This is a genomic window from Allobosea sp. 05T439, assembly GCF_056396005.1.
Genome location: NZ_JBFTKP010000011.1, coordinates 85,635 through 103,975, shown reverse-complemented (window position 1 = coordinate 103,975; position 18,341 = coordinate 85,635). Strand labels below are relative to the sequence as shown.

The 18,341-nt window shown below is 65.8% G+C and carries 17 protein-coding genes; 9 read left to right on the top strand and 8 right to left on the bottom strand.

Annotated elements, in window-relative coordinates:
* Nucleotides 1-80: 80 nt before the first annotated feature.
* From AC1DIO_RS15080 to meaB, 3 genes are all read right to left on the bottom strand, one after another.
* Nucleotides 81-824, bottom strand: coding sequence for a TIGR03808 family TAT-translocated repetitive protein (locus AC1DIO_RS15080; RefSeq protein ID WP_476853654.1), 744 nt, complete (start codon nt 822-824; stop codon nt 81-83).
* A 10-nt stretch (nt 825-834) separates the two neighbouring features.
* The gene (locus AC1DIO_RS15075; protein WP_476853607.1) at nt 835-1,452 is read right to left on the bottom strand and encodes a TIGR03808 family TAT-translocated repetitive protein; all 618 of its coding nucleotides are present in this window, start codon (nt 1,450-1,452) and stop codon (nt 835-837) included.
* Nucleotides 1,453-1,558: 106 nt separating this feature from the next.
* Nucleotides 1,559-2,533 carry a methylmalonyl Co-A mutase-associated GTPase MeaB gene (meaB, locus tag AC1DIO_RS15070; RefSeq protein ID WP_476853606.1) on the bottom strand — a complete coding sequence of 325 codons (975 nt, stop codon included), beginning with the start codon at nt 2,531-2,533 and terminating at the stop codon, nt 1,559-1,561.
* Between the two features lie 109 nt (nt 2,534-2,642).
* Between meaB and AC1DIO_RS15065 the strand changes: the two genes are divergently transcribed.
* The 3 genes from AC1DIO_RS15065 (at nt 2,643) to AC1DIO_RS15055 (ending at nt 5,903) form a co-directional block, all read left to right on the top strand.
* Nucleotides 2,643-3,806 (top strand): alpha/beta hydrolase, encoded by a 1,164-nt coding sequence (locus AC1DIO_RS15065; RefSeq protein WP_476853605.1) that lies wholly within the window; start codon nt 2,643-2,645, stop codon nt 3,804-3,806.
* A gap of 144 nt (nt 3,807-3,950) precedes the next feature.
* The gene (locus tag AC1DIO_RS15060; RefSeq protein ID WP_441489129.1) at nt 3,951-4,952 is read left to right on the top strand and encodes an alpha/beta hydrolase; all 1,002 of its coding nucleotides are present in this window, start codon (nt 3,951-3,953) and stop codon (nt 4,950-4,952) included.
* Between the two features lie 57 nt (nt 4,953-5,009).
* Nucleotides 5,010-5,903 carry an alpha/beta hydrolase family protein gene (locus AC1DIO_RS15055; protein ID WP_476853604.1) on the top strand — a complete coding sequence of 298 codons (894 nt, stop codon included), beginning with the start codon at nt 5,010-5,012 and terminating at the stop codon, nt 5,901-5,903.
* Between the two features lie 3 nt (nt 5,904-5,906).
* Here AC1DIO_RS15055 and AC1DIO_RS15050 read toward each other — a convergent pair whose 3' ends face one another.
* On the bottom strand, nt 5,907-6,365 hold the full coding sequence (locus tag AC1DIO_RS15050) for an Lrp/AsnC family transcriptional regulator (protein ID WP_441489131.1): 459 nt from the start codon (nt 6,363-6,365) through the stop codon (nt 5,907-5,909).
* A gap of 150 nt (nt 6,366-6,515) precedes the next feature.
* On the opposite strand from AC1DIO_RS15050, the gene AC1DIO_RS15045 reads away from it, so the two are divergent.
* Nucleotides 6,516-7,799: a cystathionine gamma-synthase family protein gene (locus tag AC1DIO_RS15045; RefSeq protein ID WP_069877282.1), complete on the top strand. Its 1,284-nt coding sequence runs from the start codon at nt 6,516-6,518 to the stop codon at nt 7,797-7,799.
* Between the two features lie 92 nt (nt 7,800-7,891).
* On the opposite strand, the gene AC1DIO_RS15040 is transcribed toward AC1DIO_RS15045, so the two are convergent.
* Nucleotides 7,892-8,608 carry a DUF3750 domain-containing protein gene (locus AC1DIO_RS15040; protein WP_476853603.1) on the bottom strand — a complete coding sequence of 239 codons (717 nt, stop codon included), beginning with the start codon at nt 8,606-8,608 and terminating at the stop codon, nt 7,892-7,894.
* Between the two features lie 205 nt (nt 8,609-8,813).
* Here AC1DIO_RS15040 and AC1DIO_RS15035 point away from each other — a divergent pair, with 205 nt between their 5' ends.
* The 5 genes from AC1DIO_RS15035 to AC1DIO_RS15015 all read left to right on the top strand — a co-directional run bounded on the left by AC1DIO_RS15035 (nt 8,814) and on the right by AC1DIO_RS15015 (nt 13,137).
* Nucleotides 8,814-9,887, top strand: coding sequence for a polyamine ABC transporter substrate-binding protein (locus AC1DIO_RS15035; RefSeq protein WP_476853653.1), 1,074 nt, complete (start codon nt 8,814-8,816; stop codon nt 9,885-9,887).
* Nucleotides 9,884-11,080, top strand: a complete 1,197-nt coding sequence (locus tag AC1DIO_RS15030) for an ABC transporter ATP-binding protein (protein WP_441506620.1) — start codon at nt 9,884-9,886, stop codon at nt 11,078-11,080. Before AC1DIO_RS15035 ends, AC1DIO_RS15030 begins: the two co-directional genes overlap by 4 nt.
* Nucleotides 11,081-11,115: 35 nt before the next feature.
* Nucleotides 11,116-11,982, top strand: coding sequence for an ABC transporter permease (locus tag AC1DIO_RS15025; RefSeq protein ID WP_476853652.1), 867 nt, complete (start codon nt 11,116-11,118; stop codon nt 11,980-11,982).
* Nucleotides 11,979-12,767: an ABC transporter permease gene (locus AC1DIO_RS15020; protein WP_441489134.1), complete on the top strand. Its 789-nt coding sequence runs from the start codon at nt 11,979-11,981 to the stop codon at nt 12,765-12,767. The genes AC1DIO_RS15025 and AC1DIO_RS15020 overlap by 4 nt, the downstream gene beginning before the upstream one ends.
* 100 nt (nt 12,768-12,867) lie before the next feature.
* Nucleotides 12,868-13,137, top strand: coding sequence for a hypothetical protein (locus AC1DIO_RS15015; RefSeq protein ID WP_069877276.1), 270 nt, complete (start codon nt 12,868-12,870; stop codon nt 13,135-13,137).
* 62 nt (nt 13,138-13,199) lie between these two features.
* Here AC1DIO_RS15015 and scpA read toward each other — a convergent pair whose 3' ends face one another.
* The 3 genes from scpA to AC1DIO_RS15000 are packed head-to-tail and all read right to left on the bottom strand — an operon-like array spanning nt 13,200 to nt 18,200.
* Nucleotides 13,200-15,368, bottom strand: coding sequence for a methylmalonyl-CoA mutase (scpA, locus tag AC1DIO_RS15010; RefSeq protein ID WP_441506619.1), 2,169 nt, complete (start codon nt 15,366-15,368; stop codon nt 13,200-13,202).
* Nucleotides 15,365-16,189 (bottom strand): bifunctional hydroxymethylpyrimidine kinase/phosphomethylpyrimidine kinase, encoded by an 825-nt coding sequence (gene thiD / locus AC1DIO_RS15005; protein WP_441489136.1) that lies wholly within the window; start codon nt 16,187-16,189, stop codon nt 15,365-15,367. Before thiD ends, scpA begins: the two co-directional genes overlap by 4 nt.
* Before the next feature lie 16 nt (nt 16,190-16,205).
* On the bottom strand, nt 16,206-18,200 hold the full coding sequence (locus AC1DIO_RS15000; RefSeq protein WP_476853602.1) for a methylmalonyl-CoA mutase family protein: 1,995 nt from the start codon (nt 18,198-18,200) through the stop codon (nt 16,206-16,208).
* Between the last annotated feature and the right edge of the window lie 141 nt (nt 18,201-18,341).

Here is an 18,341-nt window from a genome sequence, read left to right as displayed (position 1 = left end):
CGTATCCGGTCCGATCGTCTACCCTTTTATGATCGCGTCGGCCTTCCCGAAGAACCGCTATCCACTTTCGGGCCGGTGCTTCAGCTCACCGCGTTGTTCTCGACACGGATGCCGGTCGCCCGCTTGTCGGTGCCTTGCGTCAGGTCGCCAGTGACGATCTTGCCGTATTCKGTGCCGAGKACGGCACCGAGCTTCGCGTCCGCAATGACATTGTTGGCGATCAGGGCGTTGCGTTCCTTCGGCACCAGCGAGACCGATATGCCGATCCCGGTCTTGCGGACGATGTTGCCGGTGGCCACGAGGTTGCGCATGGCCCAGGACCAGCCGAGCGAGATGCCGACATCGCTGGCATTCTCCACGACATTGCCGGTCACGGTGGCCTCCGCCTCGACATGCACGCCCATGCCCCCGACCGGCTCCTTGCCTTTCGGGGCATAACCCTTCTGGGCGTTGCGGATGATGTTGTTGGCGACGACGGCGAGCCGCCCGCCATGGTCGAGATTGGTGACGTTTATTCCCATGGCGCAATCCTCCAGCAGATTGCCGCTGATGATGGCGCCCTCGAAGGCGAATTCCGAATAGAGCGCGGTCTCGCCGCAGCGCTTGCCCTGGTTGCCGATGATCTGCACCGTCGAACCGGAGTTGTTCCGGATGAAGGTGAGCGCGCAGTCGCGCAGGCTGTTGCTCTCGATGATGACGCCGCCGGCGCGGAATAGGCTGATGCCGTTGCCATTTGGCCCGTCGCCGCCGGAATCCGAACGGATACGGTTGATCCGGTTGCCGCGAATGAGTGACTGATCGTCCCCCGCCTGGCTGCGCCAGATCTGGATGCCGTTATTGCCGCAATCCTCGATCTGATTGCCTTGAGAGCCCGCGCGAATCGAGCGAGAACAGCGCCGATTCGCGCATGCTGCGAAACCTGCTGGCCTGGATCCGCCCCGCCGTTCGGGTCAGGACGAGGCCGACCGAGCTCGCATTGGCGAACTCGCATTCATTCAGGGTGAACTCCAGGACCTCCTCGGCTGCCACAAGTCCGGCTCGCTCGCTGGCGCGGATGTCGAGCCCGTCGAGACTGAGCCCTGTCAGCGCCGTGCGCTTGATGCGGCGGGCGATGAGCAGCGGGCCTGCTTGCGCCGCGACGAGCTGCGTGGCGCCGGGGACACCGACCAGCCGTGAGCCCTCGGGCAGGATGACGTTGGACACGCGGTAGCGCCCCGGCGGCAGCAGCAAGGGCGCGCCGCGCCTGGCCGCTTCCGCGAGCGCATTCTGAAGTGGCCGCGACTGATCGTCGGCGGAGCCGGGGCGAAGTCCGAAATGAGTGGCCTCCAGTCCGAGCTGACCGAGCGCGCGCACCGGTTCGCTCCGCATTGCCTGCTGCGCTGCCGCCGGAGCAACGGATCCTGCTGTCCCAAAAAAGGTCGCGGCGAGCAGGGAACGTCGAGAAATCGCCATGAGGGCCTCCATGACGCCGCAGGCGTACAAGCCGCGTGCCGGCCTGGTTGTACCGTTTCAGGCCCGCGCGCCGGCCGGCCAGCCCCATCCGTCGCGATCACTCACCTCAAAGGCCGAGCGCCCGCGCGATCTCGTCGGCCGCCAGGGTGGGGTTGAGTTCTCCTGCCCCTACGGCTGCTTCAAGCGCGGGGGTTCGTGCCTTGAGGACGGGATCATGCCGGAGCCTGGCGCGCAGGCGGTCTTCGACCATGGCCCACATCCATTTGACGTCCTGCTGGCGACGCTTCTCCTGGATCAGATTCCTCGCACCCATCCGCTGGCGATGATCCTCGACCTTCGCCCAGAGCGCGTCGAGCCCATCGCCCGTCAGCCCCGAGACCGTCACCACCGGAGTGGACCAGACGCTCGATACGGGGGCGAGAATGTGCAGGGCCGCGCGGTACTGCGCCGCTGCGGCCTTCGCCGCCACGGCTCCGGCACCGTCCGCCTTGTTGACGGCAATCATGTCGGCGAGCTCGATGATGCCCTTCTTGATGCCCTGCAATTCGTCGCCGGCGTTGGGCAGCATCAGCACGAGAAAGAAATCGGTGAGATCGGCGACCGCGGTCTCCGACTGGCCGACGCCCACCGTCTCGACCAGGATGACGTCGAAGCCGGCGGCCTCGCAGAGCAGCATCGTTTCGCGCGTCTTGGCTGCGACGCCACCGAGCGTGCCGGAAGACGGGGAGGGGCGGATATAGGCGCTGGGGTCGATGGCAAGGCGGGCCATCCGCGTCTTGTCACCCAGGATCGAACCGCCGCTCCGCGTCGAGGATGGATCGACCGCCAGCACGGCGACCTTGTGACCGAGCCCTGTCAGGTAGGTGCCGAGTGCATCGATGGTGGTCGACTTGCCGACCCCGGGAACGCCGGTGATGCCGACCCGGATCGATTTTCCGGTGTGCGGCAGCACCTGCTGGATCAGTGCATGGGCCTGCCTGCGATGATCGGCCCGGCGGGATTCCACGAGCGTGATGGCACGCGCCAGGGCCGCCCGTTCACCGGAGAGAATTGCATCGGCGAGGGTGGAGACGTCAGCCATGACAGGCACCTAGCAAGCCTTGGCCTCGGGCGACAAGCCGCGAGTTCGGTCATCACTGTGTCATCCGCGCCTCTTGAACATCCGCAACGTCAATGAGACGAGATCGGTCATGATGCGTGCGGCGTTCCGGGTTCGATTGATTGCGCTGGCCTTGCTGGCTCCACTTGGCCTCGCGGCATGCGGCGGCCCGCCCAGAGACCTGTCGCTTACCAGCGTCAATCCAGCCGATATCGTCGGGACCGTGCGGATTTTCGTGGCCTCGACCCGTGAGATGGGAGCGGAACCGCAATACTTCACCGGAGAACGGGGACGGCACCTCTCCTTCGCCAAGATCGATATCTCGGTGCCGAAGGCGCACAAGTCGGGTGAGCTCGAGCTTCCCGGCAGCTACGGCAAGACCAACCCGGCCGAGCATTTCGCGGTGACTTCGGTGGAGCGGATCAACCTCTCCCCGATTGTCGCGCGCGTCCGGCGCGAGATCGCGGCAAGGCCGGCAAAGGAGCGCGAGGTCCTCGTCTTCGTTCACGGCTACAACACGAGCTTTGCCGACGCGGCCTATCGTTTCGCCCAGATCGTCCATGACTCGGATTTCAAGGGCGTGCCGGTGCTGTTCACGTGGCCCTCGCGCGGGCAGCTATTGGCCTACCCTTACGACCGGGAAAGCGCCTTCTATTCCCGCGATTTCCTCGAGATGAACCTGCGCGCGATCGCCAAGGACCTCGGTCCGAGCCGCATCGACATCCTCGCCCATTCCATGGGAACGCAGCTGACGCTGGAAACCCTGCGGCAGGCATCCATTCGCGGCGACGGCAATTTCGGCGGAAAGCTCCGCAACGTCATGCTGGCTGCGCCCGATGTTGATCTCGATGTGTTCAAGACGGTGATGCGCGAGATCAAGACGCCGGTGACGGTCTTTGTCTCGGCCGACGACAAGGCGCTCGAATTTTCGCGCCGCTTCGCCGGCGACAAGAAGCGCCTGGGGGCGATCTCCGCGAGCGACAAGGATACGGTCGCGGAGCTGGCGAAATCCGGGGTCGATATCATCGATCTGTCCGAAGTCTCGACCAGCGACAGTCTCAACCACGGCAAGTTCGCCGCCTCACCCAAGGTCGTCCAGATGATCGGCAAGCGGCTGCAGGCGGACAGGGGAATCGCAATGCGCGGCCCTCAATTCGGCGATCGCCTGGGCGATATCGCCGACGGCGTGGTCGGCACCGTCGGCGGCTCGCTGGAGCTCGTGGTCACGGCCCCGGCTGCAATTATCCAGCAATAGAGCGGCTGTTGCACCAGGGACACGCGCGAGCCTTGCGCGAAGATTGCTGCAAGGTTGCCCCATTATGGCCGCGTTAGCTTGGCCTTAAGGCCGGGCTGGCCATTTCCGCCCGCATTCCTGCAACACTGGAATTCTCGATCGCCCATGTCCGCTGCGCGGCACGCCCCTTCCCGTCGCTTCGTTGCGCTTGCAGCGCTGCTTTCGCTCGCATTGTCGGCCTGCGCGCAGACAGAGGCGGCGATCTCGCCATTCTCGGAAACGGCCCATGCGGAGTCGTCCCCTTTCGGCAGGGAGCCGGTGCTCCTGGTCGCGACCACGCGAAAGTCTCTCGGTGACCGCGAGCCGTTCTTCGGGCCGGATCGCGGCACGGGCCTGAGTTTCGCCGAAGCGCGGCTTTCCCCTCCGGGACGCGGGGTTGTCGCGGCGACCGTCGGCAGCGACTGGCGCGTCGTCGGTGTCAGCAACCGGACCTCGACCAATGCGGCCCGTGCCTTCGGCGAGGCTGCGACCGGGCGTGACGTGCTGCTCTACGTCCACGGCTATAACGAGACATTCGAATCCGCCGCCCGCAGCGCCGGGCAGCTTTCGCATGCGCTGAAGTTCCAGGGGCGCACCGCGCTCTTCACCTGGCCCTCCGGCGGCAAGCTCTTCGACTACGGCTATGACCGCGAGAGCGCGCTGTGGTCGCGCGAGGGCTTCGTCCAGGCCTTGCGCGCCCTCGTCGCCAACCCGACCGTGGGGCGCATCCACATCGTCGCGCATTCGATGGGCACATTCCTGACGCTGGAAGGCCTGCGGGAGCTCCGGGACTCCGCCGACGTCTCCTCGCAGATCGGCTCGATCGTCTTCGCATCGCCCGATATCGACATCGACGCGTTCGAGCAGACGGTCTCGCGGCTGGGTCCGCTTGCCCAGCGCATGACCCTGATCATCGACCCCGATGACAGGGCCCTCGCCATCTCCTCGCGTATCGCCGGTGGCGTGGCGCGGGCCGGCGCGGCCGAGCGCTCGCGGCTCGAGGCTCTGGGCGTGCGTGTCGCCGACACTTCCGGCCGCGGCTGGAGCATGCTGAGGCATGATCTGTTCCTGACGGACAGCGAAGTGACGCAGGTGGTGCGGCGCGCCATGGACCGTACAGGCTCCTGAGGCTTGCGGAGCGGTTCGTCTTGGGGGCAGCATCGCGCTGCCTTCAGGGAGACGCCGATGCCACGAGTGTTGTTGCGCGCTGCGTGCCTGCTTGTGCTCATGCCTCTGGCCGGGCAGGCGCATGACCTGACCCCGTTCCAGGAAGCCGGGCGCTCGCATGTCCTGCATGAGGACGTTTCGCCCACCGGTACCGAGACCATCAACATCGAGACCTATGTGCCGCAGGCCTGCGCCGACAAGCGTTGCCCACTGGTGATCTCGCTGCACGGACTGCTGCGCAACGCCGCGTCGGCGCGCGACAGCTGGGTCGAGGCGGCAGACCGGCACGGCCTGATCATTGCCGCCCCGCATTTCGACAAGGAGCGCTTTCCGACACGCCTCTATCAGCAGGGCGGAGTCCAGGGGGAGCCGGACCGGGCGAAATGGGTCTACTCGGTCATCGAGCGCTTCTATGACCAGGCCTTGAAGAGCAGTCGTGTCACGGACACGGGCTATGTGCTGTTTGGCMATTCAGCCGGGGCGCAGTTCGTCCACCGCATGGCGATCCTGATGCCGGAGGCGCGGTTCTCGACAGCGGTCACCGCCAATGCCGGCTACTACACATTGCCTGTCGGCAAAGAGGCGGCCGGCGGCTTCAGCTACCCCTATTCGCTCGACGGCACGCCGGCGACCGAGGCGAGCACGAAGGCCGCCCTCGCCAAACCGACGCTGATCATGCTGGGCGACCAGGATACCGACCCGGGCCACCCGCAACTCAACAAGTCCAGGGGCGCAGAGGCGCAAGGCCCCAACCGCTTCGCGCGTGGAGAGAATTTCACGCGAGTTGCAGCCGCAGAAGCCAAGCGCCTCGGTGTTGCCAGCCCATGGCGCGAAATCGTCGTGCCGGGCGTCGGACACGAGCAGGGGAAGATGGCGAATGCGGCGGCGCAGGCGCTGTTTGGCGGCAGATAGGGCTCAGAGCGGTGGCAGGCCGTTGCGCTTCTTGATGGTCGCCATCGCGAAATTGGATTCGACCGAGTGGATGCATTTCAGCCGCGTGATCTTCTGCTTCAGGAAGCGCTCATAGCCCTCGATCCCGTCCGTCAGCACCCGCAACAGGTAATCCTGAGACCCGGTCATCAGGTAGCACTCGGCGACCTCGTTCCAGCTCTCGACGGCCTTCTCGAACTCGCTGATATGCTCCTGGGTCTGCTGGCTCAGGCGGATCGAGACAAAGACGCTGAAGGGTAGGCCATAGGCCTTGGGATCGACGACCGCGGCATAGCCCCTGATCACGCCCGTCTCTTCCAGTCGCTTCAGCCGGCGCAGGCAGGGCGTCGGCGACAGGCCGATCTTCTGTGACAGGTCCTGATTGGTGATGCGTCCGTCCTCCTGCAGCACGGCAAGCATACGGCGGTCTGTCGTATCGAGCATAAGATGCTCCTCGAATTCGATATCTGAGCAGGAAGATGCGCAAACGGGATGTAATCCCGACGGGATCATTCATGCAATGCCGCGCGGATCGGCCTAACCTGCCTTTCTGGTGCCGCAAGGTCGGCAGCCTGACCGGCAGAGGAGAGTGCGATGAGCCAGGACAATTATCACAAGGACCGCATCGCCAACCGCAAGCTCCATCCCGAGACGCTGATGATGGGCTATGGCTACTCGCCGGCGATGTCGGAGGGTTCGCTCAAGCCGCCGGTCTTCCTGACCTCGACCTTCGTTTTCGAGAGCGCGCAGCAGGGCAAGGATTTCTTCGACCTCACCTCGGGGCGCCGCCAGCTCAAGCCCGGCGAGAAGTCCGGCCTGGTCTATTCGCGCTTCAACCATCCGAACATGGAGATCCTCGAGGATCGCCTGGCAATCTGGGACGAGGCCGAACGCTGCGCGGTCTTCGCCAGCGGCATGGCGGCCATCGCAACGACCTGCTTCGCCTTCCTGCGCCCCGGAGACACCGTCATCCACAGCCGGCCGCTCTATGGCGGCACCGAGACGCTGCTGAAGAACCAGATGGGTGCTTTCGGGGTGACGCCGTTCGGCTTCACCGACGGCGTCGATGTCGCGCAGATGCGTGCGACCGCCAAGGCCGCCGCCGCCAAGGGGCGCGTCGGGATGATCCTGGTCGAGACGCCGGCCAACCCGACCAATGGGCTGGTCGATCTCGCAGCCTGCGCGATGATCGCCGACGAGCTCGAGAAGTCCCAGGGGCATCGCCCGCCCGTGGTGGTCGACAACACCATGCTCGGCCCGAAATTCCAGAAGCCGCTGCAGCATGGCGCCGATCTCTCGCTGCTGTCGCTCACCAAATATGTCGGCGGGCATAGCGATCTCGTCGGCGGCTCGATCAGCGGCAAGGATGCGCTCGTCCGCCAGGTCAAGGGCTGGCGCTCGTCGCTCGGCACGCAGCTTGATCCGAATTCCTGCTGGATGCTGATGCGTTCGCTGGAGACGCTCGACATCCGCATGAGCCGCGCCAACGAGAACGCCCGGCTGGTGGCAGAATATCTCGCGGGCCATCCCAAGGTTGCCAAGCTGCATTACCTTGGCGATCTGAAGGACGGCGATCCGCGCAAGCCGGTCTTCGACAAGCAGTGCTCGGCGCCGGGCTCGACCTTCTCCTTCGACGTCAAAGGGGGCGAGAAGGAAGCGTTCGCGCTGCTCGACAATCTCCAGATCATGAAGCTCGCGGTCAGCCTCGGTGGCACGGAGACGCTCGTCTCGCATCCCGCCGCGATGACCCATTCGGGTGTCGCCCGCGAGTTGCGCGAGGAGATCGGCCTCACCGATGCGCTGATCCGCATCTCGGTCGGCATCGAGAATATCGAGGATCTGATCTCGGATCTGGCGCAGGCCTTCGAGGCGGTCTGAGCGGGAGCTTCATGGCCGGTGTCGAACCGGCCATCCCTGCTTGCCATTTACGGGCATTCGGCCTCTGATTTGGCGCGGCATGCCGAGCGCGCCTAGACGCCCACTCTTCCCCAGCCCGGCAGCTTCAGTGCCGGCTGGCGGATGTCGAATCCGGTGACGAGCCCGAGCAGGTTGACCTCGACGCCTTCGACCCAGGCCAGCGTGATGCCGGCGACCCCGAAGAGCGAGACCTGGATGCCGGTGCGGCTCGGCGCCATGCCGAGAAACAAGCCGTCATCGCGCCAATCCTTCCCGATCGCCGTTGGCGGCAGGGCATGGGCGAGTTCGGGAATCTCGGCGAGCACGTGCTGCACGAAGCTGTTCGAATTGGGCCCCGGCCAGGCGGAATAGCTGCCTGACGTACTGTAGGCATAGCTCTGCACGGCAGCGCGAATGCGCGGAATCAGCGCCTCGGCTGCGTCGCCCTTCACCTCCGTCACCAGCTCCGGCACGTTGCCGAACCAGCGGCCATCGGCCTCGCGATGGTTGATGCGCACCGGATTGCCCCAGCCGACGACATCGAAGCGCGTATAGGCGCTCGCGCCCGCCTCCTTGACCACCACCCAGGAATGATGCGCGAAGATCCCGCGCCAGCGTCCGACGCGGGCGGCGAAGACATGGATCGTCGCCTCGGGCACGGTCGCTGCGGCCGGCAGGAGCCTGGCGCTGGACCAGTCCGCCCGGCGCCAGTCGGCGGCGAGCGGCTGCAGCTGCCACCAGGCCGCATGCGTTGCGACGGGCAGCAGGAAAAGGACGACAAAGAGAGTCAAGACGCGGCGCAGATGATGCATCGCAGGACGATAGTGAGCCCGATTGCGGCATCGCAAGAAAAGACACTGCGACATGACTTCACGAAAAGGTGGTTGAGGCTTCGCTGCAAGCTGATAGCGTGCCGCGCGCCGGGTGGAGATTCACCCGCTAAGGAGGGGCAGATTGGGTTCATCGGTACGGGGGCTGAAGGGCCTTGCGACAGCCATGGCGCTTGGATGGGCGCTGGTTTCGGGCACGGCCGCTAGCGCGCAGGACAAGCAGCTGCGCATTTTCAACTGGTCGGACTATGTCGATCCGGAGGTGCTCGATGCCTTCAAGAAGGAAACCGGCATCACCGTCGTCTACGACACCTTCGACCAGATGGAGACGGTCGAGACCAAGTTGCTCGCGGGCAAGACCGGCTATGACCTGATCGTGGTCACGGCCTCGTTCCTGCCGCGCCATATCCCGCTCAATCTCTACACGCCGATCGACACGGCCAAGGTTCCGAACCTGAAGAACGCCTGGCCCGAGATCCAGCAGCGTCTCGCGAAATATGATCCCGGCAACAAGTTTGCCGTGAACTACATGTGGGGCACGACCGGCATCGGCTACAACGTCGCCAAGATCAAGGAGCGGCTCGGCCCCGACGCGGTGATCGATTCCTGGCGCATCCTGTTCGAACCCGACCAGCTCAAGAAGCTCTMGAATTGCGGCGTGCACGTCCTCGATGCGGTCGAGGAGATGTTCCCGGCGGCGCTGCGCTATCTCGGCCTGAATCCGGATTCGAAGAACGAGGCGGATCTGAACAAGGCCGGCGAATTGCTGCGCAAGATCCGCCCGCACATCCAGAAATTCCATTCCTCGGAATACATCAACGCTCTCGCCAATGGCGATATCTGCCTCGCGGTCGGTTATTCCGGCGACATCCTGCAGGCGAAAAAGCGGGCGGAAGAGGCCAAGAACAAGGTCGAGATCGCCTATTCCATCCCGAAGGAAGGCGCGCTGATGTGGTTCGATTCCTTCGTCATTCCGAAGGATGCCGCCAATCCGGATGCGGCGCTGAAGTTCATCGATTTCGTCAACCGGCCCGAGATGGCGGCGAAGAATTCCGACTTCATCCAGTATGCCAATGGCAATATCGCTTCAAAACCGCTGCTTTCGGCGGCGGTGCGCGACAATCCCGGCATCTATCCCTCGGAAGCCGTGATGAGCCGGCTCTACACGATCACTCCCTACGATCAGAAGAGCCAGAGGGTGGTCAACCGGCTCTGGACCCGCATCAAGACCGGCAAATGAACGCGCGCGATGCCGGGGCTGCGGCTCCGCTCCGGGCGAAGCGCAAGGCTTCGCCCGGCAGCGTTCGCCGGGCCTTCCAGCCATGGAATGACCCGGCGGCAGAGCCGCTGGTGGTCTTCCGAAATGTCACCAAGCGCTTCGACATGGTGACGGCGGTCGACAACCTGTCGCTTGCGCTCTACCCGCGCGAATTCTTCGCGCTGCTCGGCGCGTCTGGATGCGGCAAGACCACATTGATGCGCATGCTGGCAGGGTTCGAGCAGCCGGATGCCGGCGAGATCCTGCTCGACGGCGTCGACATCACCGCCGTGCCGCCGCATCGCCGGCCGATCAACATGATGTTCCAGTCCTATGCGCTGTTCCCGCATCTCAGCGTCGGCGACAACATCGCCTATGGCCTGAGACGGGAAGGGCTGCCGCGCGAGGAGATCACGCGCCGCGTCGCCGAGATGCTGGCTCTGGTCAAGCTCGACGGGCTCGAGAAACGTCGCCCGGACCAGCTGTCCGGCGGCCAGCGCCAGCGCGTCGCATTGGCACGCTCGCTCGCCAAACGTCCGAAGCTCCTGCTGCTCGACGAGCCGATGGCGGCGCTCGATCGCAAGCTGCGCGAGTCGACGCAGTTCGAGCTGATGGATCTGCAGAGCGAACTCGGCCTCACCTTCATGGTCGTCACCCACGACCAGGACGAGGCGATGACCATGGCCGACCGCATGGCGGTGATGAACCATGGCCGGCTCGTCCAGATCGGCCCGCCCGATGAGATCTACGAGGCGCCGACCAGCCGCTACGTCGCGGAATTCGTCGGGGACATCAACATCCTCGAAGGTCGTGTGACATCCGTCGCCGGCGAGATCGTACGGGTCGAGACGGCGATGGCCGGCGCGGTCGAGCTCGACGAGGAGACGGCCTCGCTTGCCACGGGAGAGACGATCTTCGTGGGCCTCAGGCCCGAAAAGATCACGCTCAGCCATGACGAGCCGGTGCAGGCGGTCAACAAGGTCGCCGGCGAGATCTGGGATATCGGCTATCTCGGCGATTTCACCATGGTGCAGGTCATGGTCGGCGGCGATGACGGGCAATTGCTCAAGGTTGCGCTTGCGAACCGCACCCGCCGGATCGAGCGTCCCTTCGCCTGGGAGGACAGGGTCTGGCTCTCCTGGGATGTTGAGGCCGGGCTGGTCCTGCCGCCATGAGGACGGGGAATGCTTCGGCGCGCCGGCTCGGCCGCCTGGTCGTGGCCGTACCCTATCTCTGGCTGCTGCTGTTCTTCCTGGCGCCCTTTGCGATCGTCCTGCGCATGGCGTTCTCGGACGCCGCGACCGATCTGCCGCCCTATGCGCCGCATTTCCAGGGCTTCTCCCAGCTCGGCGAGTTCATTGCTGCGCTGGACCTCGAGAACTTCAAGCTCCTTGGTGACGACCCGCTCTACTGGCAGAGCTATCTTTACTCCCTGCGTATCGCCGCGCTGACGACGCTGATCGCGCTCGCGATCGGCTATCCCCTGGCCTATGCGATGGCGAGTGCGCCGAGGCGCTGGCAGGGCATCCTGCTGGTGCTGGTCATCCTGCCGTTCTGGACCTCCTTCCTGATCCGCGTCTACGCTTGGATCGGAATCCTGCGGCCCGACGGGCTGCTCGACACGGTCCTGACGGGCATGGGTGTGACGAGCGAGCCGCTGCGGTTGCTCAACACGGAAGCCGCCGTACTGATCGGCATGGTCTATTCCTACCTGCCCTTCATGGTGCTGCCGCTCTTCGCGACGCTGCAGAAGCTCGATCGCTCGCTGCTGGAGGCTGCCGCCGACCTCGGTGCCCCGGCATCGACCGCCTTCGCGACGGTGACGCTGCCCCTGTCCATCCCCGGCATCCTGGCGGGTTCGGTGCTTGTCTTCATTCCGGCGGTCGGCGAGTTCGTCATTCCCGATCTGCTCGGCGGCCCCGATACCGTGATGATCGGCAAGGTGCTCTGGAGCGAATTCTTCTCGAACCGCGACTGGCCGCTTGCCTCCGCCGTCGCGGTCGTCCTGCTGTTCGTGCTGGTCGCGCCGCTCGCTTTGCTGCAGCGGGCGCGGCTGACGCGGGGAGGGGCGGCATGAAGCGGCTCGGTCCCGGCTTGATCATGGCGCTGGTGGCGGGCTTCGCCTTTCTCTACCTGCCGATCCTCGCGCTCATCGCCTACTCCTTCAACGCCTCGCGGCTCGTGACGGTCTGGGGCGGGTTCTCGACGCATTGGTATGGCGCGCTGATGGCGAATGAGCCCTTGCTCACCGCAGCTTGGCTCAGCATCCGTCTCGCTTTCGTCTCGGCGACGGTCGCCACCGCGCTCGGGACCTTGGCCGCGCTGGCGCTCGCACGCTATGGCGCCTTTCGCGGGCGCACCCTGTTCTCCGGCATGGTGCTGGCGCCGCTGGTGATGCCGGAGGTGATCACCGGCCTGTCGCTGTTGCTACTCTTCGTCTCGGCGCAGGTAGAGCGCGGCTTCTGGACCGTCACGATCGCCCACGCCACCTTCAGCCTCGGCTTCGCCTGCATTGTCGTGCAGTCGCGGCTCGCCGGCTTCGACCGTTCGCTGGAGGAAGCGGCGCGCGATCTCGGCGCCACTCCTGTCGTCACCTTCTGGACCGTGACCCTGCCGCTGATCTGGCCGGCGGTCGCCGCCGCCTGGATGCTCGCCTTCACGCTCTCGCTCGACGATCTCGTGATTGCCAGCTTCACGACCGGGCCGGGCGCGACGACCCTGCCGATGCGGCTCTATTCGGCAGTCAGGCTGGGCGTCTCTCCTGAGATCAATGCGGCCTGCACGATCATGATCGGCGCAGTCGCGCTCGTCGTCATTGCGGCTTCCCTGCTCCTGAAGCGCGATCAAATGGCCAGCGCTTGAACGGCTGGTGAATAGCCCCCTCAAGGGCCGTTCAGACGGAACCTGCGAATGTCGGTGTCAGGCAAGGGGATCGCCCGGGCCGCCACACAGGATCAGGACCATGTTCCGCAAACTCGCCTCAGCCGGCCTCGCGACCTTCATCATCGGCGCTGCGACCCTGGGCGCGGCAAGCCTGGCGGGGACGGGCTCCGCCGCAGCCTTTGACGGCCGCTGGGATCGCTATCAGGAGCGCCCGGCCTATGGCTGGCGCCCGGCACCGCCCGCGTTCCACGGCTATTGGGGACAGCGTCAGTGGCGCCGCTTCGGCGAGGACGACCGGCGCTATGCCCGCCCTCGTCACTACGAGAGCTACGGCTACGGCTGGCGTTGATCTCGTGTAGCGACAGCTGGTGATCATGGCGCGGGCGCGGCTCTTCCAGCCGCGCCCGTCTGCTATTCCGCAGCGGTGCGCTGGCTGTAGCCGAGCCGCTGGTTGAGTTCCTCGAGCAGCTTCTCGGCCGCATCGGCGATCACGGTACCCGGCGGGAAGATCGCGCTCGCACCGGCTTCGATCAGCGCCTCGAAATCCTGGGGCGGGATCACGCCGCCAACCACGATCATGATGTCGGGCCGGCCGGCCTTGCCCAGCGCCGCCTTCAGCTCTGGCACCAGCGTCAGATGCCCGGCCGCCAGCGAGGAGACGCCGACGATATGGACGTCGTTCTCCACGGCCTGCCGCGCGGCTTCGTCCGGCGTCGCGAAAAGCGGTCCGATATCGACGTCGAAACCGAGATCGGCGAAGGCCGACGCGATCACCTTCTGACCGCGGTCATGCCCGTCCTGGCCCATCTTGGCGACGAGGATGCGCGGCCGGCGACCATCGGCCTCCTCGAAGGCTTCAGTCATCATCTGCACGCGTGTCACCGCCGGATTTTCCATGCCGACCTCCCGCTTGTAGACGCCGGAAATCGACTTGATCTCGGCCCGGTGCCGCCCGAAGACTGTCTCCATCGCCATGGAAATCTCGCCGACGGTCGCCTTGGCGCGGGCCGCCTTGACCGCGAGATCGAGCAGGTTGGCGTCGCCGGCGGCACCATGGGTGAGCGCCGTCAGCGCGGCTTGTGTCTCGGCTTCGTTTCGCTCGGCCTTGAGACGACGGAGCTTGTCGAGCTGCTGGGTGCGAACCGAGGCATTGTCGACCTTGAGCACATCGATCGAGGCCTCGTTCTCCGGCTTGAAGATATTGACCCCGATGATCGCCTGCTGCTTGCCGTCGATGCGCGCCTGGGTCTTGGCGGCCGCTTCCTCGATGCGCAGCTTCGGAATACCGGCCTCGATCGCCTTGGCCATGCCGCCGAGCGCCTCGACCTCCTGGATATGGGTCCAGGCCTTGGCCGCGAGTTCGGCGGTGAGCCGCTCGACATAGTAGGAACCGCCCCAGGGATCGATGATCCGGCTCGTGCCGCTCTCCTGCTGCAGCAGGATCTGGGTGTTGCGGGCGATCCGGGCGGAAAAGTCGGTCGGCAGCGCCAGCGCTTCGTCGAGCGCATTGGTGTGGAGCGACTGGGTGTGGCCCTGCGTCGCCGCCATCGCTTCGATCATCGTGCGCGGCACGTTGTTGAACACATCCTGCGCGGTCAGAGACCAGCCGGAGGTCTGGCAATGCGTGCGCAGCGGCAGGGATTTTTCGTTCTGGGCGCCGAAATCCTTGACGAGCTTGGCCCAGATCAGCCTGGCCGCGCGCAGCTTTGCCACTTCCATGAAGAAGTTCATGCCGATGGCCCAGAAGAAGGAGAGCCGCGGCGCGAAGACATCGACGCCGAGACCGGCCTGCTGCCCGGCGCGGATATACTCGACGCCATCGGCAAGCGTGTAGCCGAGTTCCAGGTCCTGCGTCGCTCCCGCCTCCTGCATGTGATAGCCGGAAATCGAGATCGAGTTGAATTTCGGCATGTTCGCCGAGGTATAGGCGAAGATGTCGCCGATGATCCGCATCGAGGGCGAGGGCGGGTAGATATAGGTGTTGCGGACCATGAACTCCTTGAGGATGTCGTTCTGGATGGTCCCCGAGAGCTTGGCCGCCGGCACGCCCTGTTCCTCGGCCGCGACGATATAGAGCGCAAGAACCGGCAGGACCGCGCCGTTCATCGTCATCGACACGCTCATCTGATCGAGCGGGATGCCGGAGAACAGCGTCCGCATGTCGTAGATCGAGTCGATCGCGACGCCTGCCATGCCGACATCGCCACCGACGCGCGGATGGTCGCTGTCATAACCGCGATGGGTCGCGAGATCGAAGGCGACCGAGAGCCCTTTCTGCCCGGCGGCGAGATTGCGCCGGTAGAAGGCGTTCGAATCCTCCGCCGTGGAGAAGCCGGCATATTGCCGGATGGTCCAGGGCTGGTTGACATACATGGTGGGGTAGGGGCCACGCAGATAGGGCGGCAGGCCCGGCAAGCTGTCGACGAAGCCAAGCCCGTCGCGGTCGGCCGCGCTATAGATGGCTTTGACCGGGATGCTCTCCGGCGTCAGCCAGGGCTCCATTGCCGGGGCCGGAACCAGGGCCGCTGCCGGGGTGCGATCGTCGAAGGCGAGCGTCGTGAAATCCGGGATCGCGGTCATGGCTTTCTCCCGTCGGTCCTGTCCCACCAATGGTGGAAATGATGCACCGGTCCATGGCCATGGCCAACCGGAACCTGGTCGGCGGCAGCGATGGCTGCCGAGATATAGGTCTTCGCCTGGCCGACCGCTTCGGGCAGCGCCAATCCCTTGGCCAGGCCGGACGCGATCGCCGAGGACAACGTGCAGCCGGTGCCGTGGGTATTGCGCGTATCATGGCGCGGCGCGCTGAAGCGCTGGCGCTGGCCTCCGGCCAGGAGCAACAGATCCGTGCTGGTCTCGCCGCTGCCATGCCCGCCCTTCAACAGCACGTTTTCGGCGCCGAAGCCGATCAGCCTCTCGGCCTGTTCGTCGATCGCCGCATCGCTTGTCGCCATCGCGGAGCCAAGCAGCGCCGCTGCTTCCGGCAGGTTGGGCGTGACCAGCGTCGCGAGCGGGAAGAGCAGGCGGCGGATGGCGTCAATGGCGTTGTCCTCGAGCAGACGAGCCCCTGAAGCAGCGACCATCACCGGGTCGAGCACGATGTTGCGTGCCTTGTGTCGAACCAGGCCCTCTGCAACCGTCGCGATCAGTTCGGCCGTGGCGAGCATGCCGATCTTCACCGCCGCCACGTCGAGATCGGAAAAGACGGCGTCGATCTGCTGGGCGACGAAACTGGCCGGTACGGCGTGGATGGCGGTGACGCCCGTGGTGTTCTGCGCGGTCAGCGCGACGATGACGCTGGCGCCATAGACCTGATGCGCCGCAAAAGTCTTGAGATCGGCCTGAATTCCGGCGCCGCCGCTGGAATCGGAGCCGGCAATGGTGAGGGCGATGGGCGTCAAGGCACTGCTCTCCGTATCAGGCAGCCGCGATCGCCTGCGCCTGTTCAAGCGCGGCGACGACATCGGCTCCCGCAAAAACGAACGCGGCCACACCGGCCTGGTTCAACGCATGTTCCATTTCACCGGGCTTGCCGGCGAGCCAAACCGTCGCGCCCTGGGCGCGCAGCGCCTCCGAGGCGGCAACCGCTTCTGCCGCATAGCCGGCGTCCGAGCCGCAGAGGCAGGCGAGGCGCGCGCCCGAGGCCCGATAGGCCGCAACCAGTGCCGGAATGTCGGTCCCGCCATTGCCGGGGAAGCCGTCATGGCCCGGAGCCGAGAGGCCTCCGGCCTCGAACAGGTTCCGCGCGAAGCCGGCGCGCCCCGTGAAATCGGCGACAGGCCCCAGCGTCGCGAGGAAGACGCTCGGGCGCTTGCCGCGCTCCTGCGTCAGCACATCCGCCTTGTCGCGCAGGGCCTCGAACGCCTCGGCCAGCCGCATTGAGGGCAGCGCTTCGACCTTCAGCCCATCCTGTTCAGGAGCCGTCGAGGCATCCGCGCGCGTCGCACCCGTTGCAAGCTGGCTGATCAACACCGCTTGCTCCTGACCGGCTGCCCTGGTCGTGGATGGCGAGGAGCGTGTCCGCTCGACCGGCGCGATGTCGAGCACCTTGACCGGAGCCTCTGCGAGATTCGGGAACTCGCTGGTTCCCGTGATCGGCTCCCGGCGGGTCGCGATGGCCTTGGCGCGAATATCGCGCTGTCGGGCAAGGCCCTGCTGGACATGTCCGTTGGTGAGTGCCGCGACGATGCCGGGCCGGCCGTCACTGGCTTCGCGCTCCAGATCCTGCATTTTGGTCCAGGCCTGCTCGCATAGCGCCTGGGTCAGAGCCTCGAAACCGCCAGCCCCTGCGGCGGGGTCGGCGACGCGCCAGAGATTGGCTTCCTCCAGCAGGACGAGCTGGGTGTTGCGGGCGACGCGGCGGGCAAAGGCGTCGGGCAGGCCGAGCGCGGCGGTGAATGGCAGGACGGTGAGAGAGTCCGCCCCGCCTATGCCGGCCGAGAAGGTTGCGACCGTCGCACGCAGCAGATTGACCCAGGGGTCGCGCCGGGTCAGCGAGCGCCATGCCGTCTCGGCGTTCAGCACCATGGGCTTGGGATCAAGCCCGCACGCCTGCTGCACGCGCTGCCAGAGCAGCCGAGCGGCCCGGAGCTTGGCGATGGTCATGAACTCGTCGGTATCGGCGAGGAGGACGAAGGATATGGCGTCGCGGGCCTGATCGAGCGACATGCCGTCGGCTTCCAGCGCACGCAGATAGGCGATCGCGGTCGCCATGACCGCGCCGAGTTCCTGCGCCTCGCTCGCGCCAGCCTCCTGATAGGGGCGTCCATCGGCCGTGAGGAAGGGGCCTGCGAATCCGCGCGCCTTCAGTGCGTCGATCGTCTCGACAAGGCGGCKACCGATTTCGGGCCAGGAGGCCGCGAACACGCCCTGGCTGGCCAGGATGCCGATCGGGTCGAGCCCGAAGTCGATTGTCGTCGTCGCGGGGTCTAGTCCACGACGCTCGACAAGCGCGGCAAGCAGGAGCGCATTGATGCGGCCGCCCGCCGCGGGGTCGATCCGCAAGTTGATCAGGTCGAGCATCACGCCGTCGAGCGCGGCATCCAGCGTGGCGACATCATCGGCGACAAGCCCATAGCCTCGGGCCGCGCGGGCGCCGGCAAAGCTGAGAACGAGCGCGTCAGCGCCGCCTTCGAGATCGGCGAGCGCCAGGTCGCGGGCCTCTGCGGGGGAGGGGTGGTCGACCCGCGTGCTGACATGCCAGCGCCCGGCCTGTGACCGCGCCGGCCGCGTCTGCGGGCTGACTGCCGCATAGAGCGGTTCGATGCGGATGCCGTCGGCGGTCCGCCCGACGAGGCGCTTCTTGAAGTCGGCACCCTTCAGAACCTTGTCGACGGCGGCGCGCCACTGCGCCTGATCGGGCAGCGGAAAGGCCTCCATGAAGGGCAGATCGGATGTCGAGGCCGAGTTCATGCGCGCCGGTCTCCCTGCTTGCGGCATGCTGCAATTGCGAATGCGTGATGCCACGTGCGCAGACGCACCGCCATCCCTACTTCGTCCAACGCCGCGTGCGCAAACCCCCGGCCGAAACGAAAAACGCCGCCCGTTGCCGGG

Bases quoted from the DNA above. Each gene is read 5' to 3' on its own strand.
- AC1DIO_RS15075 (WP_476853607.1), bottom strand. From the start codon at position 1,452: ATGGCGATTTCTCGACGTTCCCTGCTCGCCGCGACCTTTTTTGGGACA.
- meaB (WP_476853606.1), bottom strand. From the start codon at position 2,533: ATGGCTGACGTCTCCACCCTCGCCGATGCAATTCTCTCCGGTGAACGG.
- AC1DIO_RS15065 (WP_476853605.1), top strand. From the start codon at position 2,643: ATGATGCGTGCGGCGTTCCGGGTTCGATTGATTGCGCTGGCCTTGCTG.
- AC1DIO_RS15060 (WP_441489129.1), top strand. From the start codon at position 3,951: ATGTCCGCTGCGCGGCACGCCCCTTCCCGTCGCTTCGTTGCGCTTGCA.
- AC1DIO_RS15050 (WP_441489131.1), bottom strand. From the start codon at position 6,365: ATGCTCGATACGACAGACCGCCGTATGCTTGCCGTGCTGCAGGAGGAC.
- AC1DIO_RS15045 (WP_069877282.1), top strand. From the start codon at position 6,516: ATGAGCCAGGACAATTATCACAAGGACCGCATCGCCAACCGCAAGCTC.
- AC1DIO_RS15030 (WP_441506620.1), top strand. From the start codon at position 9,884: ATGAACGCGCGCGATGCCGGGGCTGCGGCTCCGCTCCGGGCGAAGCGC.
- AC1DIO_RS15020 (WP_441489134.1), top strand. From the start codon at position 11,979: ATGAAGCGGCTCGGTCCCGGCTTGATCATGGCGCTGGTGGCGGGCTTC.
- AC1DIO_RS15015 (WP_069877276.1), top strand. From the start codon at position 12,868: ATGTTCCGCAAACTCGCCTCAGCCGGCCTCGCGACCTTCATCATCGGC.
- scpA (WP_441506619.1), bottom strand. From the start codon at position 15,368: ATGACCGCGATCCCGGATTTCACGACGCTCGCCTTCGACGATCGCACC.